The following is a 25,778-nucleotide window of genomic DNA, read 5'->3' on the forward strand; positions in this document are numbered from 1 at the left end:
CTATATAGAGGCTATTTTAAGCTAAAAACCATAAAAAGATTATGGTTTTCGGCACGAGATTAATACTTAAAGTTTAAAGACAGTACAGCATTGCGGCCTTCTGCTTCTGTAGCATAGTGAGAAGCATAGGCTTTAGTGAAATAGCGTTTATCTGAGAGATTGTTAAGGTTCAGCTGTAGATCAACATTTTTGTTTACATTATAGCGTGCCATGGCATCGTAACGGACATAGCCCGGTACATACTTGGTATTAGCTAAGTCACCATAGACTTTGTCCATTGCAGTTGCACCAGCACCAAGTTGAAGTTGTGGAAGAGCCTGATAGTTTGTCCAAAGTGTAGCGCTGTTTTTAGGAACATTCGGCATCCGGTTACCGTTAAATACCGCTTGGTCAGTACAGGTTGTGCCACGACAGCTTACGCCATTCTTAGTTGCTTCACTATCTAGATAGGTATAGCCGGCGCTGATATCCCATTTATCGGTAATTTTACCGTTCAAGCCCAGCTCAATACCGTCAACTTTGCTTTCGCCAATATTACTATAAGTAGTAGGACTCAACTGAATACGCGCATTCTGCTTTTCAGTACGGAAAATTGCAGCAGTTAAATTTAAGCGATTTTCTAAAAGATCCCATTTGGTCCCAATTTCGAAAGTCTGGCTTTCTTCAGGATCTAAATTGCTATACGCTGCGCCAATACCTTCAGAACCGTCACCAGCATCTACACCTACAGGGTTTGCAGATGTTGCATAGCTGGCATAAATTGAACCATTTTCAACTGGTTTGAAAGTTATACCTGCTTGATAAGTGAAGAAATCAGTATCACTTTCAGTTTTAACTTGCTCGCCAACTTGTTTTGTTGGAGGAGTGGTGGATGAACCTAGAACAGCACTGTTACGTGCGCCATATGTCATGGTTTGTTCTGTATCAAACTTGTCCCAACGTAAGCCTAAATCTAAAATCCATTGTGGATTGAATTCAATGCTGTCTAGGAAATAAATAGAAGTAGACTTAGTTTGTGTATTATATTGGTCTGCACCTTCAGTACTGATACTTCCTGTCCATGGTCCCCGATTAGGATTTTGAACAGAAGTACACCAGCCCGAAGCAATATCGGCAGGGGTACATTTGTTGTATTCTGCACCTGTAGCAGACAAGCCATTAATAATATATTGAGTACGATCTGTTTCTTGATCCGAATACTCAGCACCTAAGTTAAAGCTATGCTTAAGAGTGCCAGTATTAAATTTTCCAGTTAATGCTAACTGGTCAGTAAATGTATCAGTATTAGCAATACGTGAGTTTACACGTGCCCATACATTCCCATTTTTATAAATGTTTCCTTGAGAATCATCCGGGTTGGTCCACAGATAATCATTCTTAGACTTGCTATAAACTGCGGTATTTGAAATGGTTAGATTATCAGCCAGATCATGTTCTAACTTGATTGTACCAACCTGATTTTCCTGTTTTTGGAAATCACGGTCTTTCCAGCCGTAATAAATTCCTTGTTTGACATCAATTGGCTTTCCTGAATATTGCGAATATCCAGTAGGGTTGTTGTATGGTACGCCTGAATCAGGAGTATCGTCTGTTTTTAGGTAGTAGTAGCTCAGGGTCGCACGAGTAGAAGTATCTAAACCAAATGTAATACTTGGTGCAATACCGGCACGTTTATATTCAGCCCCATCAGACTGGTCGGCTTTTTCATTGTGGTGCCCCATAATGGCAACGCGGGCTGCTATCCCATTACCGAAGTCTTTATTACCATCTAGCGTTATACGCTGATAATTATCTGTACCATTTTCAACAGAGCCTTCTAGAAAGTCGCCTTTTTTAGCTACTTTAGAAATCAAGTTGATACTGCCACCCACTGTACCTGCTCCGCCCATAGCAGAAGCAGAACCTTTAGTGACTTCAACCTGTTCTACAGCAAACATTTCACGGTTTTGAGAGGTAGCGTTACGAACGCCATCAACATACATTGAACTTTCAGAGTTATAACCCCGAATAAATGGTCGGTCTCCATTTGGATTTCCACCTTCACCTGCTCCTAGGGTAATTCCAGGCACAGTGCGTAAGGCATCACTTAAAGTCGTTACTTTAGTATCTTCAATCAGCTGATTCGAAATAATAGAAACTGATTTAGGGGTATCTAGTAAAGGAGCAACAAATTTGCTATTTGCAGACTGGTCTACCTTTAAGCTTTGTTGTTCTGTGGTGGCTTGGGAGTGAATAGTTTCAAGTTGAGCAACTTGATCTTGTGCAACAGCATGCCCCGCCATCACTGAAAGTGATGAGACAATCGCAGAAGATACGATTTTCTTACGTGTTTTGATGAAAGCCATTTCTTACTCAAAATGTATAGTGTGAAATTGTATGCGAATAATAATGATTCTTATTTTTTATCACCATATTTTTGTATTGGTATTGGCAATAAATTTTATATATTTAATTTAATAAATTAATGTTATATAGTAACTTAAAATTTATAAGTTTTTGATAATTAATATTTTGTTCTGAATACGGGAGTTTATAGCTCTTAATAGGATATTTAAATAAAAACTAAATATTCTGATAAATACTTCTTTATAAAAATTAAAATTGATCAGCACTTTATTAAAAGGGCAAATTTGACAGAGTTTCCAATATTTTTAATTCTCTATCGATATTAAGGGAGGAAGTTAATATTTAATTCGGGACCAAATTTAAAATAATCTTCTTAATTTCATGCAAATCAGGCGAATTCAGGTAGTTTCTTCGGTGTATTTTGTATATCTTTAAATGTTGTCATATAATGTGGCACTTTTTAAAACTGTTATTACTAACACACATATCGAGGAAGCCATGCAAGTAACTTCTGAAGCGGTTTCGGGCGTTGCCCGTCGTTTAAATGTTTCTGTACCGACGAGCCGTATTAACGAGCAGTTTGAAGCTCGCTTGAAACGCACTGCCAAAACTGTGAAGATCAACGGCTTCCGCCAGGGCAAAGTGCCTGTAAACGTTGTACGCCGTGAATATGGCGCTGGTATTTATCAGGAAGTGGTGAACGATATTATTCGTGACACTGTATTTGAAGCGATTCAACAAGAAAAAATCAATGCTGTTGGCATGCCAAATATTGATAAAGTTGAAAATAAAGATGATGCGCTGGTATATGAAGCCACTGTAGAAGTTTATCCTGAAGTAGAAGTTAAAGCTCTAGATACTCTTACTGTTGAGCGTAAAACATCTGAAATTCAAGATAAAGATGTTGACCAGATGATTGAAAACCTGCAAAAACAGCGTCAAACCTGGGTTGAGACCAAAGGTATGGCGAAAAAAGACATGCAGGTCACTTTTGACTTCGAAGGAACAATCGATGGTGAAAAATTTGAAGGCGGTTCTGCAACTGACTTTAAACTGGTCTTAGGCTCAGGCCGTATGATTCCTGGCTTTGAAGATGGCATCATTGGCATGAAGAAAGGCGAAGAGAAAGTGATTGATGTTACTTTCCCTGAAGACTATCAGGCTGAAAATCTGGCAGGTAAAGCGGCACAGTTTAAAATTACTGTAAAGCAGGTTGAAAAAGCAAAACTTCCTGAACTGGATGCTGAATTCCTGCAAACCTTTGGTGTTTCTGAAGAAGAAGGAATTGACAAGTTAAAAGCTGACGTTCGTAAAAATATGGAACGCGAAGTTCGTAACGGTCTTCGTAACCAGGTAAAACAGGCTGCATTTGATGCACTGGTTGAAGCAAATGAAGTTGAAGTTCCAAGTGCCATGGTTGCTCAGGAAATCGACCGCCAACGTCAACAGATGATCCAGCATTTTACCCAGCAGTTTGGTGGTGCAAACGCGCAAACTTTTGACAAGAGCATGCTTCCTGATGAACTGTTTAAAGAACAGGCAGAAAAATCAGTAAAACTTGGTGTACTGGTAAGCAAGGTTTTGGCTGATGCTAAACTTGAAGTTGATCCGGCTCGTGTAGAGGCTTATATCGAAGATATGGCTTCTTCTTATGAAGACCCAACTGAAGTTATTGAGTACTTCAAAAATGATAAACAGCAACGTGCTCAAATCGAGGCTGTTGTGCTTGAAGACCAGGTTGTTGACTATATTCTTGCTGCAGCTCAGGTTTCAGATACAGAAGTGAGCTATGAAGATTTGCTAAAAGAACAGCAAGCTCGTCGTGCTTAAATCTGACTGATACAGAAAAAGGCGCTTAATGCGCCTTTTTTTATACACGTCGTAAATTTGTTAAATTAGTTTATATACACGATATTTCCCCGTTTTTTATTCAATATTCACTAGGGAAAATTTTGCATTTTTGCAAATTATCCCTCATATTGTGGCTATGAGCTGAGTCATAAGAATTTTAGGAATAAATAGCCCTATGTATGTCCCAAGTATTGAAAATGCTTTAGTTCCGGTGGTGGTTGAGCAATCATCTCGTGGTGAACGTTCTTTTGATATTTTTTCACGGCTTCTGCGTGAGCGTGTAATTTTTTTAACTGGTGAAGTTGAAGATAACATGGCCAATCTGATTGTGGCACAAATGTTGTTTTTAGAGGCAGAAAATCCTGACAAGGATATCCATCTCTACATCAATTCACCAGGGGGATCAGTCACTGCAGGTATGGCAATTTACGATACCATGCAGTTTATTAAACCAGATGTAGTGACCTATTGTATGGGACAGGCGGCTTCAATGGGGGCATTTTTATTAAATGCCGGTGCCAAAGGTAAGCGTTTCTGTCTGGAAAATGCCCGTGTCATGATACACCAGCCTTTGGGCGGTTTCCGTGGTCAGGCTTCAGACATTGAAATCCATGCACGTGAAATACTGTTTATTAAAGAACGCCTGAACCGTCTGATGGCTGAACACAGTGGTCAGGACTATGAACGTATTGCACGTGACACTGACCGCGATAACTTTATGACAGCTCAAGCTGCTAAAGAATATGGCCTGGTTGATGAAGTTCTCAGCAAGCGCCCTTAATTTTTAAGATTCAAGTATTGGAGTAAATATGTCCGAACATCCTCAAGGACAAAAGCATTGTTCATTTTGCGGTAAAACGCAGTCTGAAGTCGGGAAACTGATTGCAGGCGAGGACGCTTATATTTGTAATGAATGTGTGGACGTATGCTTGGACCTTGTACAAACCAGCCAGCAAGTCGAAACTGGTGACTGGGCAAGCCGTCCTTTGCCAAAACCGCACGAGATTCGTGCTGCGCTTGACCAATATGTGATTGGTCAAGATATTGCTAAAAAAACATTGTCTGTAGCTGTCTACAACCATTACAAGCGTCTGAAAGTCAGCCAGAATGGACATAAAACAGAAGATAAGGTTGAAATTGCCAAAAGTAATATTTTGCTGATCGGACCGACAGGTTCAGGTAAAACCCTACTTGCACAGACTCTTGCCCGTCTTCTGGATGTACCATTTGCTATGGCAGATGCCACCACTTTAACTGAAGCCGGTTATGTTGGTGAAGATGTCGAGAATATTGTACAGAAGCTTTTGCAAAAAGCTGATTACGATATCGAGAAAGCACAGAAGGGTATTATCTATATCGATGAGATTGATAAGATTACTCGTAAGTCTGAAAATCCATCGATCACCCGTGATGTTTCTGGTGAAGGTGTCCAGCAGGCTTTGCTGAAAATGATTGAAGGTACAGTGGCTTCTATTCCACCTCAAGGTGGACGCAAGCATCCACAGCAGGAATTTATCCAGGTAGATACCTCAAATGTCCTGTTTATCTGTGGCGGCGCTTTCTCCGGATTGGAAAAAATTGTACAGCATCGTCAGGAAAAAGGTGGAATCGGCTTTACTGCAGAAGTAAAAAGCAAAGATGAAACTAAAAAGCTTGCCGAGCTGTTCCGTCAGGTAGAACCGGCTGATCTGGTTAAATTTGGCTTGATTCCAGAATTTATTGGTCGTCTGCCAGTGATTGCAACACTTGAAGAGCTGGATGAAGATGCACTGATGCAGATTCTGACAGAGCCTAAAAATGCATTGACCCGTCAATACCAGTATCTTTTCAATATGGAAGATGTGGATCTGGTATTTGAAGATTCTGCCCTACGTGCTGTTGCTAAAAAGGCACTAGAACGTAATACCGGAGCACGTGGTCTACGCTCTATTTTGGAAAATGTCCTGCTCGAAACCATGTATGACCTGCCAAGCCGTAACGATGTCGGGACAGTGGTCATTAATGAGGCAGTAATCAATGATGGTGCTGAGCCAGAATATCGTTCTGAGCGTTTGCCGCGTCAAGAAGGTGAAGAAGGGGCAGTCCCTAAATCTGAGCTGAAGGTTGTGAATACCAAATCTGCCTGAGTCTGATTGGCTATTCATCTGAAACGTGCCGAGTGTAATCCGCTGGGCACGTTTTTTTATTTTCAAATTTACATGCGGGTGTTAAGCTCAATAGAATGTTAATGCAACATGATAAAAATTTAAAACAAGAAAAACATGGTAAGGGATAATCATGCGCTATTTATTGCTGACAATACTTGGTAGCGGAATGCTATGGGGATGTCATACTCGACCTGTTTCGCTTCCAACTCCGGCTTTGGTCTCTACGTTAAAAAATATAGATCTGAGTCAGTCGCCTTCTATGCTAGAGCAGCACCGGGTTGGAATGTTTTCAGTTGGTTCTTGGGTAAACCAGAAACCGGGACAGCTTTTTCAGCGAGTTAAGCCCCAACATCCGCAAGCTGCAGTGGTATATCTGTACCGTCCGGATAGCCGCTGGAACCGGCAGGAAGTAGTAGCACCTAATTTTTTTCTGAATGGTGAGCGTATTCCGAGTCTGATCAGTAATCATTATTATTGGCTGGAACTGGCCGAGGGTCATTACCGCTTGACTATTAGCCGGCCCTTAGGCGTAATACATTTTCAAAAGCCGATAGTGGCTGACTTTAAAGTGAGTGCTGGTCAGCAGTATTTTCTGAAGTATGAAGAAGAGAAATTTCGGGGCTCACCTGACCATAATCTTGGTTTATTGCGCGCAGGACCATTAATACAAATGCCTGTCAAACAGGGACTCCGTGAAATTCGCACTACCCAGCTTAAAAGTCCCGGACTTAATTTCGCTGCTTTTACTGATGCACAGGGTAAATTAACTGAACCCAAGCGTAAAATTGTCAAACAAAATTATGAAGAAAGTGAAGAGCTGGCTTTAAAGAAGCGTTTTAAACTCTGGAATCCTTTAACTTGGTAAAATTAGTTTTCTTTTCTTAATATCTAACTAAGCAAATAAAAGCACAGGATTAGAGAAAATATTTTAATTAAAAAAATAAAAAAGCATCCATGATTGGATGCTTTTTTAATTTATACCAGTTTAAACCGCAGCAGCATCCACCACCGGGATTTTACCAATTTTAGCTTGCCAGATTTTAGGTGCAGTTGCATGCACTGAAGTGCCGTTTACATCGACTGCTACAGATACAGGCATATCTTTTACCACAAATTTATAGATTGCCTCCATCCCTAAGTCTTCAAAAGCCACCACTTCTGCTTCACGAATAGCTTTAGAAACCAGATATGCAGCGCCACCGACTGCCATGAGGTAGGTCGCTTTATTATCCTTAATCGCTTCAACCGCAGCAGGACCTCGGTCTGCTTTACCGATCATACCGTAGAGACCAGTTGCTTCTAGCACTTGGCGGGTGAATTTATCCATACGTGTTGCTGTTGTCGGACCGGCAGGACCAACCACTTCATCGCCTACAGGATCTACCGGACCAACGTAGTAAATAAACTTACCTTTTAAATCAACAGGAAGCTCTTCGCCGTTGTTCAGCATATCAACCATGCGTTTATGGGCAGCGTCACGGCCAGTATAAATTGTACCATTAAGAAGTAGGGTATCGCCCGGTTTCCAGGAATTCATCTCTTCTTGAGTAATGTGGTCGAGATCAACACGTTTAGAAGTTGAGGAATCCCAAGTTACAGCAGGATAGTCTTCAAGGCTCGGCGCCTGAATATGCGCTACACCTGAACCGTCTAGTGTAAAGTGTGCATGGCGGGTCGCGGCGCAGTTTGGAATCATGCCTACTGGCTTGCCAGCAGCGTGACAAGGATAATCCTTGATCTTGATATCCAGTACTGTAGTCAAACCGCCCAGACCTTGTGCACCAATACCTAAGGCATTAACTTTTTCGAAGATTTCAATACGCAGCTCTTCCATCTTGCTTTGTGGGCCACGACGCAGCAGCTCATCCATATTGATTTCTTCCATGAGAGCTTCTTTAGCAAGCATCATAGCTTTTTCAGCAGTACCACCGATACCAATTCCGAGCATACCAGGAGGACACCAGCCTGCACCCATAGTTGGGACAGTTTTTAAAACCCAGTCCACGATTGAGTCAGATGGATTGAGCATTGCCAGTTTAGATTTGTTCTCTGAACCGCCGCCTTTTGCTGCAACCGTAATATCTACTTTATTACCCGGAACGAGTTTATAGTGAATCACTGCCGGGGTATTATCTTTGGTGTTTTTGCGACCAAATGCCGGATCAGCCAGAACTGAAGCACGTAAGACATTGGTATTTTCCAAATAACCCTGACGTACACCTTCATTAATGGCATCGTCCAAGCTCATGGTTAAATCGAATTTAACATCCAGACCCACTTCAAGAAATACATTGACAATACCTGTATCCTGACAGATTGGGCGATGACCTTCAGCACACATGCGTGAGTTAATCAGGATCTGCGCAATTGCATCTTTAGCAGCCTGGTTTTCTTCACGGTCATACGCACGGCTCATTGCCTGAATAAAGTCTTGCGGGTGGTAGTACGAAATGAACTGAAGCGCATCCTTGACCGAAGTGATCAAGTCGTCTTGCTTGATAATAGTTGTCATATCAAATGTCTCTTGAGCGGGCTGTTAGCTAGCGGCCAAAATTATAAGACAAAAAGCATCCGCTGTGGGTATTTCCGGCAAGGTTTTGGGCGAAAGTTTAGTAGTAAAAAGAAAGGTAGCGCAGGATGGCATAAAATGAATTCTTGGCAGGTCTTTTAAACGCGTTTTCTGTGATATGACACTCGGGTAACAGTTATATAACCTGAAAATCAAGGGTTTTTAGTCATTATTATTTGATTTATATAAAATTATTTTAGTAATATAAGTTTTAAGGAAATTGTCATAAAGTTGTCATAAAACTTTCGCATAATGCCGGTATCCACTACATAGAGTCATCAACAATGACAGTATCTAGCATTCTCATGGTTATTGTATTTATGATATTTATTGCTGCAACCTGGTTCTATGGTCAGTTAGAAGATCAAGCCTAAGCTTTATCTTCTTTCTAGAGTGTTCTCTTCTTCATCTGCTTCTAGCCTGTAATCTCTCTTGGCATTCTGCTATTCTTTTCCTGAATTTTAAAACTATAATCAGGTATGTCAGATCAACAATATGCAGATAATATTATTCCGATCTATAAAAAATATGCGATCGAATGGGATAAGGTACGCTCCCAGCATTTTTATGAACAAGTCTGGCTTGAACAGTTTTTAAATCTGATTCCTGAGCAATCGTCTATTCTTGACCTGGGTTGCGGTGCTGGTATACCAACCGCTCAATATTTTTCTGCAAAAAAATGTCAAATTACAGGTATAGATAGTTCAGCTGCCATGCTCGAAATAGCTAGGAACCGTTTTCCTGAGCATAACTGGTTAGAAGCTGATATGCGTCAACTGGATTTGAAGCAAAGCTTTAATGGCATTATCGCTTGGGACAGCTTTTTTCATTTGACTCATAATGACCAGAGAGCAATGTTTCATATTTTTAAGAAACATGCAAAAACCGGTACGGCATTAATGTTAACCACTGGTCCGAGTCATGGCACAGCTCTAGGGGAAATGCAGGGTGAGGTTTTATATCATGCAAGTCTGGACCCCGATGAATATAAGAATCTGTTTGAGACGTTCGGTTTTAGGGTGGTAAATATGCGGTTTGAAGATCCTGACTGCGCCCGACATACCATATGGTTGGCCCAGTTAATATAAAGGAAAGTGTTTTTAGAGCAAAATAAAACAGCCCCAATTGAAATACTGGGGCTGTTTTATTTAAAAATTTATACTGTCGCCTGTTGTTCTGCCTGAATGGCAGTCAAAGCAATCGTAAAAACAATATCATCAACCAAAGCGCCGCGTGACAGGTCATTTACCGGCTTGTTCAGTCCTTGCAGCATTGGGCCAACACTTACGACATTTGCCGCACGTTGTACAGCCTTGTAAGTTGTATTGCCGGTATTAAGGTCTGGGAAGATAAAGACATTGGCGCGTCCTGCTACAGGTGACTCAGGTGCTTTCTGGCGGCCCACGCTTTCAACAGACGCAGCGTCATACTGTAAAGGACCATCAATCAACAGATCGGGACGACGTTGACGGGCAATCTCCGTTGCTTCACGAACTTTATCAACATCGGCACCGGTACCTGAGGTTCCGGTTGAGTAACTGATCATGGCAATACGCGGGTCAATACCAAATGCTCTGGCTGAATCTGCGGATTGGATGGCAATCTCAGCAAGCTGCTGGGCATCTGGATCGGGATTAATAGCACAATCCCCATATACATAGACTTCATCTGGTAACAGCATAAAGAATACTGAAGAGACCAGCGAATATTCTGGAGCTGTTTTAATCAGCTGAAATGCCGGTCGCACTGTGTTAGCCGTGGTATGTACCGCCCCAGAAACCAGTCCGTCAACCTGATCCAGTGCCAGCATCATGGTGCCCAGCACTACAGTATCCTGTAACTGTTCTTTGGCCTGAATGTCATTGATCTTGCCTTTTCGCAGCTCGACCATACTGCTAATGTACTGGCTACGAATAGTATCCGGATCAATGATTTCAAGATTGTCTGGTAATTCAATATTACGGGCCTTGGCAATTTCTAAAACTGCTTCTGGTTTGGCTAGCAAGATACAGTGAGCAATTCCGCGAGACTGGCAGATCGCTGCAGCCTGAATAGTACGAGGTTCATCACCCTCTGGTAGAACGATGCGCTTTTTCGCAGCAATCGACTTCTGGACCAGTTCATGCCGGAAAGCTGAAGGGGACAGGCGGGGAGTTGCATTGCCATTGATTTGCTGGGTCAGCCAGTCCAGATCAATATGACTGGAGACAAAACGGGTAACCTGCTCGGCACGTTCTGTATCGTCAACCGGTATTTCATTACTCAGATTTGCCAGACGCTGTGCTGTTTCCAGAGTAGTCAGCTGCGTATGTAAAATGGGCAGTCCCTGTTTGATAGTATTCTGGCAGAAATTCAGAATCTGGGCATTGGGTGCCTGACGCTCGGTTAGTACCAGGCCTGCTAGCGGTATACCATGACTGGTAGCTAAACTGCTGGCAAGCAGTACATCGGTACGTTCGGAAGCGCTGATAATCAGTTCACCGGCAACAAATTTGTTCAGCTCATATTCAATACTTGAGGTAATCAGGCTGCTATGTAATATACGACGCTGCCGTGCTTCTCCCTGATGAATCCATTCGCCCTGAATCAGACGGGCAATGTCCAGTGTACGTGGAACACTCAGGGTATTGCTAAATGGAACCAGACCAATAATCGGTAAGTCAGCAGTCCCTAAATAACGGTTATATTTTTGCAGCTCGATCGTGAAGGTTGCAATTTCTGCACTTAAACGCAGTGAAGGGTCAATGGTCACCGGAATCTGTGCAACTTCTTCAGGTAAGCCTTTAGTCCGCATGAACAGCACACCTGCCGTACGCTCTGAAGCAGCGCCACCGATCTGGCGTAGATGTGCTTCAATTTTTTCAGCAGTTTTACGCGGATTCTGTACATCTGCAGTACTGACTAGGATTACCTTGGCATCTAGTGCCTGTGCAAGGGCGGCATTTAACTCACCTGCAAACTGGTCCTCATGATTTGGCAGTAAGCCTTCTACAATAATCACATCATGTTTGGCGGCAACACTGCGATGCAGGCTGACTGCTTCTTCAAGCAGTTCATCCATTTCTTCCAGTGCGATCAGCTGGCTAACTCTTTCATATGCAATCGGTTCAACCGTACTGGTCTGGAATAAATGTTCAAACAGGCTAGTGGTACGGTTCTGATCATTTTCCTGAAAAGATTCAGAAAAAGGTTTTAAAAATCCTGCCTTAATACCATTACAGTCCAGTGCATAGATCATTCCCAGGCAGGCTGAAGTCAGACCGACACCTTCTCCAGTTGGAATCAGTAGAATTGTATTCATAGGAGCCTTAAAAAATTAAACAAAATATAAATCACAGGAGGTTAAAGCCCGCAATTAAGCAGGCTCTACAGCAAGTTCAGACTTTTTTGATAGTAAACTCGTCTGTGCAGCTACCTGACGGGTTTCTTGGGCGATACGTGCTTCTTCATCGGTTGGAATCACCCATATTTGTGGGCCATGGCCTTGGTCAATCCGACCTTCAGTACCACGTTTTAATTCATTGTTTTGGGTTTTATTTAAGTTGAAGCCAAAGTGTGGCAGATAGGAGAGCGTCTTTTCACGAATATAAGCTGAGTTTTCCCCAATACCCCCAGTAAAGATCAGTCCGTCAATACGTGGCAGACCACAGCTGATGGCAGCAAGAGATTTGGCAAGACGGTAACAGAATACTTCAATTGCCAGCGTGGCATCTTCATTGCCCTGTTCAGAAGCTTCAATTAAAGTCCGCATGTCATTAGAAAGATCAGATAAGCCCAGCAGGCCACTTTCCTTGTTCAGCATGCGGTCAATCTTATAGACATCCCAGCCAAGGTTGGCTGCTAAGAAGCTGTGCAGACTTGGATCAACATCGCCACTGCGTGTGCCCATTACTACACCTTCAAGAGGGGTAAGCCCCATTGATGTATCTACGCTCTGACCATTCCAAATAGCGCAAGTTGAACTACCGTTACCCAGATGTGCAGTTAGCCAGCCCCCTTGTTTAAGGTTTCCAGCCAGTTCTGAACCACGCTCAGAAACGTAAGCATGACTAGTGCCATGGAAGCCATAGCGACGGACATTATGTTCTGTGTATAGGAATTTTGGTACGGCATAGCGATAAGCATGCGCCGGCATTGTCTGGTGAAAAGCAGTGTCGAAAACTGCAACCTGAGGAAGCTCAGGAAACAGGCGCATGGTGGCATCGATACCTACCAGATGAGCCGGGTTATGCAATGGTGCGAGCGGAGTTGCTTCACGAATACGTTCTACAATCGTATCAGTCAGTAGTTCGGCCTTGGTTAGTGTGCCGCCGTGAACTACCCGGTGACCAATTGCTTGCGGTTTGTATTGTGACAGGCGGCTTAAAATGGTTTCTAGTGCCTGTTCGTGATCAGCATGAGGGATCGAAAGTTCAAGTGGTTGTCCACCAATGGTAACACCTTTGATGCGTGCATCAGCAGAGCCCAGATTTTCTGCCAAACCATAGATACGATCTTTTGCCTGCTCAGAGATTAAGGCATATTTAATAGATGAAGAACCGCAATTGATGACTAATACTGATGTAGACACGTTGGATACCCGAATTCTAATTGAAATAATCTTGTCCCTCTGATCTTGAACCAGTGTACAGGCTAGAGATCATGAGTATGTTTTAACACGTGTATTTTTTCTGTCCAACCTAGACTTTAGCCGATTAGACTTAAGCACTATGGATGGTCTATTCAATAATATTTAATATTAATCAGTTAATTGTTATAGCGTAGCACAGGAATAAAAAAATCATATTCGGTTTTGCGCAAAGCTAAAGTATCGTTGCAAATTTCATCTATAGTTCATTTCTTTATTTATTACTCTTGCCCCTGAGATTTATATTTCATCTCGGCCCATCTCACCAGAACATAGGCAATCAGTGCCACCATAAAAAATACCAGCATCATCCAGGCTAAACCTTGCAAAGTTTCGATAATTGTCCGGTAAATTTCCAGAAACCAGCGCTCATTCGTCAGTTCAATAATAAAATGTTCATCTTTGGGGCCGTAGTTGACAGGATTAATATATTTTTCCATATCGTAGATGCGAACTCCGGAAGAGGTACCTACGACCATGCCGGCAAATTTTGTATATTTGGCCCAAGCTGTATAAATAGGATCATGAATGATACGGGCTAAAATAGTATTAATAGAGCTGGAAAAAATTCGCATCACAATGAAGGAAACCAGCAGTGCTAAAATGAAAGTACTCAACATTAAATAAAAGAACATATCCATCTCCTTGTTTTTATAATTATTAGACTGAAAAGAGAAATTCTGGAGTATTTGGGCTGTTTAGCACCAGAGTTTGATGCTAAACATCAGGATTTGTATACAGGTAATCCTAATTAAACAGGAAATTAATGACGGATTTGTCCATCACCTAAAACGATCCATTTTTGTGAGGTTAGCCCTTCGAGGCCCACCGGACCACGGGCATGAATCTTATCAGTTGAAATGCCGATCTCGGCACCCAGACCATATTCAAAGCCGTCAGCAAAACGGGTCGATGCATTGACCATCACTGAACTTGAGTCTACTAGGGCCAGAAACTTACGTGCCAGAGAGAAGTTTTCAGTAATAATGGCATCAGTATGATGCGAGCCATATTTATTGATGTGCTCAATTGCTTCATCAATACCACTCACGACTTTTACTGCCAGAATTGGCCCAAGATATTCAGTGTACCAGTCTTCTTCAGTGGCGGCCTTGACTGAAGTACCCAAAATACGACGGGTTTCAGGACAGCCACGTAGCTCAACCTGCTTTTCCTGATACAGCTCGGCAATATGGGGTAGAAAGTCATCAGCAATCTGTTCATCGACCAGCAGGGTTTCCATGGCATTACATACGCCGTAACGATGAGTCTTTGCATTTAAAGCAATTGGCAAGGCTTTATGCAAATCTGCCTGTGCCTCTACAAATACATGGCAGTTACCGTCTAAATGCTTGATCACAGGAATACGTGCCTCTTCTGTGATTCGTTCAATCAGGCTTTTGCCACCACGTGGAACAATAACATCGACATATTCGGTCAAGGTAATCAGTTGGCCTACAGCAGCCCGGTCGGTGGTTTCCAGTACCTGAACCGCATGTTCGGGCAGTCCGGCAGTTTTTAAACCATGTTGAATAGCCGCTGCAATCGCCTGATTTGATTCGAATGCTTCAGAGCCACCACGTAAAATGATGGCGTTACCTGATTTAAGCGCAAGGGAAGCAGCTTCCAGAGTAACATTCGGACGGGATTCATAAATCATACCGACTACGCCTAAGGGCACACGCATTTTACCGAGCTGGATGCCTGAGGGACGATACGACATGTCAGTAATTTCACCAATCGGATCTACCAGACCGATGACATCCTTTAAACCCTGCAGCATACCTTTGAAACGGCTGGGAGTCAGTTCCAAGCGATCGAGCAGTGCACTGTCCAAATTATTGTTACGGCCCTTGGTCATATCCATCTGGTTAGCCGTGAGAATTTGTGTTTCACTGTTCTCAAGCGCTGTGTAGATTGCGGACAAGGCATTGTTTTTAGTATCGGTAGAAGCACTGGCCAGCAGACGCGAAGCCTGACGAGCCTGTTGTCCGACCGTTTGCATATACTGTTCAATCGAATTGTGCATAGCGGTTTGATCACTCAGAATTTTCTTTGATAGTAACAGTCTCCGCCTGCGCAATGAAGGCTTGTCTCAAAAAAAACTGTCATGTAGTGCAGTATAAAAAAGTTTTGGAAATACTTTCAGCGCTAAAACTAGATGAACGGTAACGAAAGCAGTTGCCCAAAAATAAAGCATTTGTATACTATGAAATGCATTCTATAAAATGAATAAAAAATTATAGAAAACAAAACATCTATAAAAGGTAGAGGAATACCTTGGTTTTAAAAACCGACTTGCACAATAAAAAATAAAGCAAGCGTTGAGGAGGGAGTATGAATTCCATTATCCAACTGGACATGGATGCCGAAGGGAAGCAACACCGTCATTTTTTTGATTTTTACCATAAGGACATTTTTAAACAACCTCCACGCATGACCTGGATTGACGGCTGGAAAGTTGAGTATATGGCTATCGCCCAACCTGCGACAGTGCATAAAACTCCTATCGTTATTGTGGGTGGAGCATTTCAGAATTTCAATTCCTACAAGTATTGTGTTGAACAGCTTTTTGCCAGTGGTCCGATTATTCTGATTGACTTGCCTTCTATGGGGGCTAACCAGCAAATTATGAATCATGACAGCGGTGTGTCTGCCGGAAGTCTGGAATTGCCAGACCTGGCGGCTATGCTTGGTCGATGGCTCGACATTGAAGGACTGGAAAAAGTATCAGTTATGGGCATGTCCCTTGGGTCTGTAGTAGCGGCTTATTTTGCCGAGCAGCGACCTGAACTGGTAGAGCGTATGATTCTGATGGGCGTAATGCAAAAAACCCGGAAAAGCTGGCGCATGATTTTAGAAGAATCACTCAAACTTATGCAGGAAGACCGGATGGAAGAGTTCGGCCAGGCGGTGATTCTGTATCTGGTTAATCATGCCAAGCTAGACAAGACCCGTATGTCACCTACTGCCAAACGTCTGTTCTTTCGACAAATGGCTGATTTTCAATCTACTGAACGTGAGCGTTATGCGATTAATTGCAGTCGTTTACTCAGATTACAGCATGTTCCTGCTCCTGCCTGTAAAACACTTGTTGCAGCTGGACAATATGACAGTTTTACACTACCTCATGAAAACGCATATTTTGCCTTGCAATGTCCGGATATGGAGTTTGCCCTGATTGCCAATGCTGACCATGTTCCACAGTTACAGCGGCGTAAAGAAACTATGCGTCTCTTTTCAACCTTCCTAAATGCCGAAGCGCTGGAAGGACTCGAAGGCATTATTCCCATGACTCGTGAAGAAATCCTGACGATGGAGCGACGTGGAGAAAGACGTATCTCTATGTACGGTCAACTTTCACAGCTGTCACACCGTTACCTGCCTGTAGGATTTCAAGTGAATATTTCTGACATCAGCTTTTTTGGTGTGTATTTAAAAATTCCTGACCCGCAGCAACTAAACCTGATACAGCAATATCCACGTGATCTGGCACTTCACCTTGAAGATGATCAGGGAGTGTTTCAAATAGAGTGTCTGATTTTTGAAGCAGAACAGCAGGGTATACGTGCACTGTTCAAGCATGGCAGTTTTGAACTGGCAGAACGTTTACTTCATTTTATTGCCTGTCAGCAGGAAGCTATGACTTTAGCTTGATTTAAAATATTAAAAAAAACAGCGTCATATACGCTGTTTTTTTTGTGCATGAACCATCCAGACAATATCATGTGACCGGGCCTCTTGAGCCGGCTTAGAGCCTTTTGAATAAAGAGAATTTGCAGGTTGAATAACCTCGCCCTCATCAAAACCTGCGTTCTGTATAAATTGCTGTACTTCAGCCGGATTTTGAAAATGGAAAGTAAAAGCACTACGTGACATCCATTTTAATAATTTACTGCTGCTCCACATGACCTTTGCCAGACGTCTGCCTTGGGGCTGGGGATAAAGGTCGGTCAGATAATGTAATGTTCTAAACTTACTGCCATAAAGAGAAATATTGCTGATCAGCTGTTTTAAGTGAGCCAGGTCAAAATAGTTGACTAATCCTTCACTGATAACGACTAAGGGACGTTTAGGATCAAAAATTTCAAAAACCTGTTTAAAGTTTTCACTAAATAAATCAACAGATAAAACTTCTGGGCTATTAGGGTCAATCTGTTGTAGTGCTTGTTGCTTGATATGTGCCATTGCTGGCAAGTCCAATTCACGATAGTCGATTTGTGGATAATGTTTTCTAAACCACCAACCACGTGGTGATAATCCACAAGCAATTTCCAGAACCTGTAAATTTGGTGTTTGCTCAAGCAACTGTTTAAGCGCATCATCTAGCATTTCATGACGCTGTTTCAAAGAGCTGCGCATACTGGCGCCTATAAATTTCTCTGCCCAGCTTTCTACCGGTTTGACCAGCATCGCCAGACTTTTACCCTTGGACGTAGCAAGTTCAGGATGTGAAATTCCCATCTGATACCAAATATAACCAGTATAATGAGCAGTAAAAGAAATATGCCGGTGTCTAGATAGTTCTCGTGGCATGAATAAATCCTCATTTTTATTTTAATCAGTTGCTATTTATATAAGAAAAAAGAGCATGTGTAATGCTCTTTTGACTTTAACCGCTTAATGGCAGCTATTTGCTTTAAATGCTTCAATTTCCTGTTTGATTTGTTGCCATTCGGTACCCAGTTCAAGTCCTGATTTAGGTAAAATATCTGGGATTTTACCGCGCATCCGTTCCAGACGTTGCTGGTCTGGTAATGGGAAATCCTGAATGGCGTTCAGTGCTAGACGAGCAGCTGTACGGTCATTGCAAACCAGACCCATATCACAGCCAGCTTGCAGTGCAGCCTGTATACGCGCATCAGCACCACCAGCTACACAAGCGGCCTGCATGGTCAGGTCATCTGAAAATAATACACCATCAAATTTAAGTTCTTTACGCAAAATATGTTGTACCCAAAACTCGGAAAAACCGGCTGGTTTAGAATCGACCTGCTCATAAATTACATGAGCCGGCATGAGTGCATCCAGTTCGGACTGTAATTGAATAAATGGCTGCATGTCATTCTGATAAATTTTATCATAACTACGGTTATCAATGGCAGCGGCCACGTGAGAGTCTGCTTTGACATTACCGTGGCCTGGGAAATGTTTACCTGTAGTGGCCATACCGGCACGGTGCATACCTTGAATAAAAGCGTGTGCAAGAGGAATAATATCAGCCTGGGTCAAAGCAAAGCCCCGGTCACCAATGACATCACTAATGGCATTGATATCGAGCACGGGCGCAAAACTAAAATCGATCCCTACAGCAAGAACTTCAGTTGCCATAAGCCAGCCACATTTTTCTGCGAGGTCCAGAGCGGCTTCTGGATTCTGCTGATAGACTTCACCAAAACGGCCCATGGCAGGTAGCAGGGTGAAGCCGGTTTTAAGGCGCTGTACCCGGCCACCTTCCTGATCTATCGCAATTAAAATATCTGGACGAATCAAGCGCATATGATCAGTCAGCGTACGGACCTGTTCAGGAGACTCAATATTCCTTGAAAATAAAATCATGCCGCCGACTTGCGGAGCCTTTAATAGTTCAATATCTTCTAAGGTCAGGGTTGTACCGGCGATATCGAGCATTAGTGCGCCAATCATATGGGGTTCCGTATTAAGATCTTTAATTAAAACAATACCTGAATTCAGCAATGTTTTGCTACATTTTGTGGGTACAGAATATGATAAAACTACACGATACAACTTTTCGGCCTGTTTAAGATATTGAATTCGCTTTGTTCATTTCGGAAACATCGTGGTGTAATTGGGAATATCCAAGGAAGTATTAATTATTTATGAAACTTCAAATGCTCGCTTGTGCAGTTGCAGTGGCAACTGGGGGACTGTTCTTTTCACATGCCATTAGTCAGGCAACTGCTGCAACCAATCAAACGGCTGTTTCTTCTGTATTGCTTCAGCCGACCCAGGAACAGGCTCTGGTTTCACGTCAGTTGGCAACTTTGGTAGACCGTCAGCATTACTTAAATATGCGTCTTGATGCCCAGACATCCAATCGGATTCTGGAGATGTATCTGGACAGCCTTGATCCAGACCATTCACTATTTCTACAGCCGGAAGTCGAGCAATATAAAAATAAATACGGTTCAAATTTTGGCGCATCCTTAAAGGCAGGAGATCTGTCTGGTCCCTATACAATTCATGCGCAGTACCGTCAGCGTCTAGCTGCGTTTTACCAGTTCATGCTTAATGAACTCAAGAAACCGCAGAATTTGAAACAGCCGAATGTCTTTATCGAAACAGACCGAGAGAAGGCACCTTATTTTAAAACAACTGCCGAGCAGCAAGATTTTTGGCGGAAAATGCTGGTGTCCCAGCTGATTAACCTGACTATCACTAAAGAAGAAGAACTGGCCAAGCAAAAAGCGATTAAAGATAACCCGGAGCTGGCAAACGGTCAGGATCTTTCCAGTTTTGAGGACTTGTCCCCGGTTCAGACCCTCACCAAACGTTATACCCGTCAGCTGGAACGTATCAGTCGCATTAAGAGTGATGATGTACTGGACAAAACCTTGAATGCTATGCTGGCAACTTATGATCCGCATAGTAACTATTTTCCGCCAATTGATGCAATGGAGCTGAACCGTCAGACCACTTTACAGCTTGAAGGCATCGGGGTATCAATCCGGCCGGAACGTGGTAATGAAGACTACACTAAAATTGAAACAATTGTAGAAGGTGGCCCGGCTGGTAAATCGGGACAAGTGAAATCTGGTGACCGAATTATCGGGGTGTCACAAGATGGCGGCAAAATGATTGACGTCATTGGTTGGCCAAGTGCAGAAATTGTTGGACTGATTCGAGGCAAGCGCGGCACCAAAGTAACCTTAAAGCTTTTAGGTAGTGGAGCTTCAATGGGACAGGCCCGTACCGTCACTTTAGTTCGTGATGTCATTCAGGAAGAAGATGCAGGAGTCCGTTCACGGACGGTTGAAATCAACCGTGATGGTAAAAAACATGTGTTTGGTGTAATTGAAATTCCGTCATTCTACCTGAACTACCGCGCACGTCGTGCAGGTACGGAGTATCGCTCGGTTTCAGAGGATACCAATAATGCATTACGTGCACTTTCTGCTAAAAATGTAGAAGGAATAATTATTGATCTGCGCAATAATCCTGGAGGCTCACTAGAAGAAGTTGCACGTATGCTGGGTCAGGTCATCAAGGAAGGCCCGGTAGTGCAAATCCGTGATGGTAACGGTAATGTCAGCGTCTTTGAAGATAATGATGGTGGATTACAAACCTATGCCGGCCCATTGGCGGTACTGGTCAATCTGGCTTCTGCTTCAGCAAGTGAAATCTATTCAGCAGCTATTCAGGATTATGAGCGTGGTATTGTAATTGGCAGTACTACCACCGGTAAGGGGACTGCTCAAGTGCAGCTGGATACTCTGGCATATGGACAGGCTACGCTGACACAGCGTAAATTCTACCGCGTTACAGGTGGCAGTACCCAGAATAAGGGCGTCATTCCTGATATTAAACTGGTCGATATTTATGATGAGGAATTTGGCGAGCGTAAAGCTAAAAATGCCTTAAAGTGGGATACTATTCCAACTGCACCTTTCAAGCGTGAAGGATCTATTCAGCCTTATGTTGCCCAACTGGCCCAGTTATCCAGCCAGCGCATAAAGCTTGATCCGCAATTTAAGTATCTGGATCAACGTAAAGCCATCTCTCAGGCCGGCAAAGAGAAAAAACAGCTTGCGCTGGACATTGATCAACGCAAGGCTGAGTTAAAGGATCTTGAACAGAAAACCTTGGCTGCTGAAAATGCCCGTCGCCAGATCGCAGGCCAGAAACCTTATGCTAATTGGGAAAGCTATCAGGCTTCATTGGAAGCATTAGCAGAATCACGTGCCAAGATGAAAGCTACTCAACGTCCACCATTACCCGAGGAAGAAACCTTCGTTTCTGAAGCTGCAAATGTGCTTTTAGACTATGCCAAGTTAAAAGGTCAAGCTTAAAACACTAGGGTGTATCAGTGAAAAAAGCACGCTTCGGCGTGCTTTTTATATGAGCTGTCAGAAAACTGTCATGACCTGATCATATTTCTGTCAAGCATGACTTCTATAGTGAATATATGAGAATAACTAGATCAGTCAGGTGACGTATGTCTAATCCATACGCTACAGCCTTCAAGCAGCAGGATTTTCCAGAAAATTTCAGATTCTATTTTAAAAACCAGCAGCTTAATTCTACCTCTGAAGTTGAGCTGATTCAGGGAATAGTCCGTCCACGCCTGAAAATTGCCTTGGTCACCGAAACTTGGCCACCCGAAATTAATGGCGTAGCTTTATCTTTGCTACAGCTTTGTAAAGGTCTGCAACAACAAGGCCATAAAATTTTACTCATCCGGCCACATCAGCATCAGTCATGTCCACATTTTACTCCCAACCGGGAATGTCTGGTGGTTTCGCAAGCGATTCCACGCTATCCGGGACTGCATTTTGGCTGGCCCCAGTATTTAAAGGTTTCCCAGGCACTAGATGATTTCAAGCCTCATGTGGTGCATATTGTGACAGAAGGGCCGCTAGGATTAACCGCATTACAGGCGGCAAAGTCAGCTGGTATTCCTGTTTCAAGCGGTTTTCATTCTCCTTTTCAGGATTTTAGCCGTTTCTTTGATTTGGCTTTTCTGGTGAAACCTGTCCAGAAATATTTATGCTGGTTTCATAATAGTACCCAATTGACCTGTATACCCAGCAGGGATACCGAGCAGTTGCTAAAAGATATGGGGGTCTCTTGCCCTTTAAAGGTGATCGCGCGTGGAGTAGATCCACAACGATTTAATCCGGAGAAACGCTCTGAGCAGTTGCGCAAAAGCTGGGGAGTAACTGCCGATACGAAAGTTCTGTTATATGTGGGGCGGCTTTCTCCTGAAAAAGAAGTGGATGTGCTGATTGAAAATCATGCACGACTCTATAGCAATAAAGAGTCATCACCTAAATTAGTCATTGTTGGCGATGGACCGGACCGTTCACGCTTACAAAAAATGGTCCAGAATTCGAATGTGATCTTTACTGGTAATTTAAGTGGAGAAGTATTAGCGACTACATACGCTAGTGCTGATGTATTTACTTTTGCTAGCCAAGTCGAAACATTTGGAAATGTAGTTTTAGAAGCAATGGCTAGCGGTTTACCTGTAATCGCTTATGATTATGCTTGTGCCCATTTATATGTTGAACACGGGCAAACGGGGTGGCTCAGCCCTTTAAAAGATATAAATGGTTTAAGCAGGGCAATTGAGAACCTGCCTGAGAATGCTGTTTTAAGAACAATGGGCCTAAACGCCCGCAAGCGGGTTGAGCATGCAGGCTGGCAGCAGCCTGTACAACAGCTTGAGCAGGCACTTTACCAAGTCGTGCAGGAGTCCGTCATGACCACCTAGCATCCTTTTTCTAAAGAGGAGAATAATAATGAGATTTAGAAATGCCAAAATTAGAATATTAGACCTTGATTTAAAAGGTTGCCTATATCTTAATCACTTTTCCCATTCACAGCGTATAGCCCTGTTTTTCAAAATAATCAGCCGACTAGGCGATGGAGCTTTCTGGTATGTAATGCTGGCAGCTGTCTGGATGCTTAAAGGATTGGCTTATAGTCTGCAAATTATCTATTTATCATTGGGTGGCCTGCTTGGAACAGGTCTCTATAAATTCTTAAAATGTAAAACTACTCGACCCAGACCTTATCAGGTACATCAGGTCATCATTCTGGGTGAGCGCCCTCTGGATCACTTCAGCTTTCCTTCAGGACATACGCTACATGCAGTATTGGCGACGGTAAGTTTGGGCTATGTACAGCCTGTACTCATGATATTTATGCTGCCTTTTACGGTACTGGTAGCTGTTTCACGCATGGTTCTAGGGCTGCATTATCCGAGTGATGTACTGGTTGGCGCTATTCTGGGTGCGAGCGTTGCAGGAGTATTGATCTACTGTGCTCCTTGGTTTGAGCTTATACTTTAAGTTATAAGTTTTTATGTCCAGACTATCTCTACCCAGACGGAATTGATAAAGTAGCGTAACAGTAAATAAATGATGGAAACTTGGATTATGGGTTTACGCTGGACAGATACCATTGATATTGCCATTGAACTCTCTGAAGCACACCCTGAAGTGGACCCACAATGGGTACGCTTTACAGACCTGCATGCCTGGGTTTGTGCATTACCTGAGTTTAGTGATAATCCAGAAAAATCAACTGAAGGACTACTTGAAGCGATTCAAATGGCCTGGATTGATGAAGTCCGCTAAAAATAGCTAAAAAAACCTAAACTTTTTACATATTCAAAGCTGCTTATCGCGTATGACCTCAGGTATAATGCGCCAAATTTTTTGACGTTTAAATTTTCAGTTAAGGAGCCAATCATGGCAGTTGAACGTACTCTATCTATTGTTAAGCCAGATGCAGTAGCTAAAAACCACATCGGTGATATTTTTGCTCGTTTTGAAAAAGCTGGCCTAAAAATCGTTGCAACTAAAATGAAACACCTGACTCAAGCTGAAGCTGAAGGCTTCTATGCTGAACATAAAGAACGCGGTTTCTTTGGTGACCTGGTTGCATTCATGACTTCTGGCCCAGTAGTTGTATCTGTACTTGAAGGTGAAAATGCAGTGCTTGCTCACCGTGACATTCTGGGTGCAACTAACCCGAAAGAAGCAGCTCCTGGTACTATCCGTGCAGATTTCGCAACTTCTATTGATGAAAATGCTGCTCACGGTTCAGACTCAGTTGCATCTGCTGAGCGTGAAATTGCTTACTTCTTTGCTGACAACGAGATCTGCCCACGCACTCGTTAATTGACAGCATTTAAACCAGATAAGTGTTATTATACTTATCTGGTTTTTTTATTCTCTAAAGAATTTATTGCTTGAATATTGAGCAACTCCCATTGATCTCTGACATGAGTTAGGTAATACACATGAGTTCTGAAGTGGTCGTTTCATCTCCGTCAACAGATGAACAACAGCCTTCACCTGCTACTCAAGCCTCAAATAGTGCGCTGAAAAAGGTGAATCTGCTGGGCATGTCTCGTGCTGAGCTGGAAAATTTTTTCGAAAAGCTTGGAGAGAAAAAGTTCCGTGCCGGTCAGGTGATGAAATGGATGCATCAATATTTTGTGACCGACTTTGCCGAGATGACCAATATCTCTGGAAAGCTGCGTGCCAAGCTAGAACAGTTATGTGAAATCAAGGCACCTGAAGTGGTGCATCGTCATTATTCTAAAGACGGTACGCGTAAATGGGTTTTTCGTGTTGGAGATGGCGCAGGCTCACTGGTAGAAACCGTACTGATTCCAGCAGAAGATAAGACCGGTTTGCGCAAAACCCTATGTATTTCTTCACAGGTCGGTTGTGCTTTGGACTGCTCGTTTTGCTCTACCGGTAAACAGGGTTTTCAGCGTGACTTAACACCTGATGAAATTATCGGGCAGTTATGGGTAGCTAACCAGTCTTATATGGAAGATGTACCGGTAGCTGAACGCACCCGCTCCGTGACCAATGTGGTCATGATGGGAATGGGCGAACCGCTTTTAAACTATGATGCGGTTTTAAGCTCCATGCATATTATGCTGGATGATTTTGCTTATGGGATGTCCAAGCGCCGTGTCACATTGTCGACTTCAGGTGTAGTGCCTAAAATTGACCAGCTGGCACAGGATATTGATGTAGCCCTGGCAATTTCTTTACATGCGCCAAATGATGAACTGCGTAATGAGCTGGTTCCCATCAATAAAAAGTATCCGCTGGCGCAGCTGATTGCTGCCTGTCAGCGTTACATTAATAAAGATGGCAATGAAAGTGCACGCAAACACGTTACGATTGAATATGTCATGCTGGACGGGGTAAATGACTCACTTGAGCATGCCCAGCAGATGATCAGGCTGTTAAAGAACCTGCCAAGCAAAATTAACCTCATACCATTTAATCCGTTCCCGCATGCTCCTTATGGCCGCTCTAGCCGCAACCGTATTATTGCTTTTCAAAAAGCTTTGTCGGATGCGGGTTTTGTGTGTACGATTCGTCAGACTCGTGGTGATGATATCGATGCAGCCTGCGGCCAGCTGGTTGGCCAGGTTGCGGACCGTACCCGTCGTGCTGAACAGTGGAAAAAGAAAGTAGCAGAGCGCAATGAAATTATGCGCTCTCATGGATAGATAAACCTGAGA

General features: G+C 43.0%; 19 protein-coding genes and 1 pseudogene. 12 read left to right on the forward strand and 8 right to left on the reverse strand.

Features of this window, described 5'->3' with window-relative positions:
* Positions 1-59: 59 nt before the first annotated feature.
* Entirely contained in the window at positions 60-2,345 is a 2,286-nt protein-coding gene (locus ABZP31_RS02005; protein ID WP_367156879.1) for a TonB-dependent receptor, read from the reverse strand.
* 499 nt (positions 2,346-2,844) lie between these two features.
* Here ABZP31_RS02005 and tig point away from each other — a divergent pair, with 499 nt between their 5' ends.
* The 4 genes from tig to ABZP31_RS02025 all read left to right on the forward strand — a co-directional run bounded on the left by tig (position 2,845) and on the right by ABZP31_RS02025 (position 7,209).
* Positions 2,845-4,176: a trigger factor gene (tig, locus tag ABZP31_RS02010; RefSeq protein WP_034685955.1), complete on the forward strand. Its 1,332-nt coding sequence runs from the start codon at positions 2,845-2,847 to the stop codon at positions 4,174-4,176.
* A gap of 196 nt (positions 4,177-4,372) precedes the next feature.
* Complete coding sequence (clpP, locus tag ABZP31_RS02015) at positions 4,373-4,978, forward strand: ATP-dependent Clp endopeptidase proteolytic subunit ClpP (protein WP_005016556.1); 606 nt, start codon at positions 4,373-4,375, stop codon at positions 4,976-4,978.
* Positions 4,979-5,006: 28 nt separating this feature from the next.
* Positions 5,007-6,323 carry an ATP-dependent protease ATP-binding subunit ClpX gene (gene clpX / locus ABZP31_RS02020; RefSeq protein WP_017400714.1) on the forward strand — a complete coding sequence of 439 codons (1,317 nt, stop codon included), beginning with the start codon at positions 5,007-5,009 and terminating at the stop codon, positions 6,321-6,323.
* Between the two features lie 151 nt (positions 6,324-6,474).
* On the forward strand, positions 6,475-7,209 hold the full coding sequence (locus tag ABZP31_RS02025) for a DUF2846 domain-containing protein (RefSeq protein WP_248133908.1): 735 nt from the start codon (positions 6,475-6,477) through the stop codon (positions 7,207-7,209).
* Positions 7,210-7,329: 120 nt separating this feature from the next.
* Here the strand turns inward: ABZP31_RS02025 and ABZP31_RS02030 are convergent, their stop codons facing one another.
* Entirely contained in the window at positions 7,330-8,856 is a 1,527-nt protein-coding gene (locus tag ABZP31_RS02030) for a fumarate hydratase (protein ID WP_005016550.1), read from the reverse strand.
* A gap of 536 nt (positions 8,857-9,392) precedes the next feature.
* Between ABZP31_RS02030 and ABZP31_RS02035 the strand changes: the two are divergent.
* Positions 9,393-10,017, forward strand: a pseudogene (locus tag ABZP31_RS02035) (trans-aconitate 2-methyltransferase).
* 52 nt (positions 10,018-10,069) lie between these two features.
* Here the strand turns inward: ABZP31_RS02035 and pta are convergent.
* The 4 genes from pta to ABZP31_RS02055 form a co-directional block, all read right to left on the reverse strand.
* Positions 10,070-12,214: a phosphate acetyltransferase gene (gene pta / locus ABZP31_RS02040; protein ID WP_174498835.1), complete on the reverse strand. Its 2,145-nt coding sequence runs from the start codon at positions 12,212-12,214 to the stop codon at positions 10,070-10,072.
* A gap of 54 nt (positions 12,215-12,268) precedes the next feature.
* Positions 12,269-13,483 (reverse strand): acetate/propionate family kinase, encoded by a 1,215-nt coding sequence (locus ABZP31_RS02045; protein ID WP_005016542.1) that lies wholly within the window; start codon positions 13,481-13,483, stop codon positions 12,269-12,271.
* 278 nt (positions 13,484-13,761) lie between these two features.
* The gene (locus ABZP31_RS02050) at positions 13,762-14,175 is read right to left on the reverse strand and encodes a hypothetical protein (RefSeq protein WP_005016539.1); all 414 of its coding nucleotides are present in this window, start codon (positions 14,173-14,175) and stop codon (positions 13,762-13,764) included.
* A gap of 128 nt (positions 14,176-14,303) precedes the next feature.
* Positions 14,304-15,569 (reverse strand): glutamate-5-semialdehyde dehydrogenase, encoded by a 1,266-nt coding sequence (locus ABZP31_RS02055; protein WP_005405421.1) that lies wholly within the window; start codon positions 15,567-15,569, stop codon positions 14,304-14,306.
* A gap of 308 nt (positions 15,570-15,877) precedes the next feature.
* On the opposite strand from ABZP31_RS02055, the gene ABZP31_RS02060 reads away from it, so the two are divergent.
* Positions 15,878-17,197 (forward strand): alpha/beta hydrolase, encoded by a 1,320-nt coding sequence (locus ABZP31_RS02060; protein ID WP_174498836.1) that lies wholly within the window; start codon positions 15,878-15,880, stop codon positions 17,195-17,197.
* Between the two features lie 24 nt (positions 17,198-17,221).
* Here the strand turns inward: ABZP31_RS02060 and ABZP31_RS02065 are convergent, their stop codons facing one another.
* A complete protein-coding gene (locus ABZP31_RS02065; RefSeq protein WP_174498837.1) occupies positions 17,222-18,076 on the reverse strand; it encodes a class I SAM-dependent methyltransferase in 855 nt (284 codons plus the stop codon).
* Positions 18,077-18,160: 84 nt separating this feature from the next.
* The gene (nagZ, locus tag ABZP31_RS02070; RefSeq protein ID WP_174498838.1) at positions 18,161-19,186 is read right to left on the reverse strand and encodes a beta-N-acetylhexosaminidase; all 1,026 of its coding nucleotides are present in this window, start codon (positions 19,184-19,186) and stop codon (positions 18,161-18,163) included.
* A gap of 194 nt (positions 19,187-19,380) precedes the next feature.
* Between nagZ and ABZP31_RS02075 the strand changes: the two genes are divergently transcribed.
* The 6 genes from ABZP31_RS02075 to rlmN all read left to right on the forward strand — a co-directional run bounded on the left by ABZP31_RS02075 (position 19,381) and on the right by rlmN (position 25,766).
* Positions 19,381-21,570, forward strand: a complete 2,190-nt coding sequence (locus ABZP31_RS02075; protein WP_174498839.1) for a carboxy terminal-processing peptidase — start codon at positions 19,381-19,383, stop codon at positions 21,568-21,570.
* Positions 21,571-21,716: 146 nt separating this feature from the next.
* Positions 21,717-22,994 (forward strand): glycosyltransferase family 1 protein, encoded by a 1,278-nt coding sequence (locus tag ABZP31_RS02080; RefSeq protein ID WP_174498840.1) that lies wholly within the window; start codon positions 21,717-21,719, stop codon positions 22,992-22,994.
* 28 nt (positions 22,995-23,022) lie between these two features.
* Positions 23,023-23,574, forward strand: a complete 552-nt coding sequence (locus tag ABZP31_RS02085; RefSeq protein ID WP_075040828.1) for a phosphatase PAP2 family protein — start codon at positions 23,023-23,025, stop codon at positions 23,572-23,574.
* Between the two features lie 87 nt (positions 23,575-23,661).
* On the forward strand, positions 23,662-23,862 hold the full coding sequence (gene iscX / locus ABZP31_RS02090) for a Fe-S cluster assembly protein IscX (RefSeq protein WP_005016518.1): 201 nt from the start codon (positions 23,662-23,664) through the stop codon (positions 23,860-23,862).
* Positions 23,863-23,976: 114 nt separating this feature from the next.
* Positions 23,977-24,408 (forward strand): nucleoside-diphosphate kinase, encoded by a 432-nt coding sequence (gene ndk, locus ABZP31_RS02095; RefSeq protein ID WP_005016515.1) that lies wholly within the window; start codon positions 23,977-23,979, stop codon positions 24,406-24,408.
* Between the two features lie 122 nt (positions 24,409-24,530).
* Positions 24,531-25,766: a 23S rRNA (adenine(2503)-C(2))-methyltransferase RlmN gene (gene rlmN, locus ABZP31_RS02100; RefSeq protein WP_119878352.1), complete on the forward strand. Its 1,236-nt coding sequence runs from the start codon at positions 24,531-24,533 to the stop codon at positions 25,764-25,766.
* The last annotated feature ends 12 nt before the right edge of the window (positions 25,767-25,778 follow it).

Origin of the sequence: Acinetobacter sp. FL, from assembly GCF_040744925.1 — a bacterium.
GTDB classification, from domain to species: domain Bacteria; phylum Pseudomonadota; class Gammaproteobacteria; order Pseudomonadales; family Moraxellaceae; genus Acinetobacter; species Acinetobacter radioresistens.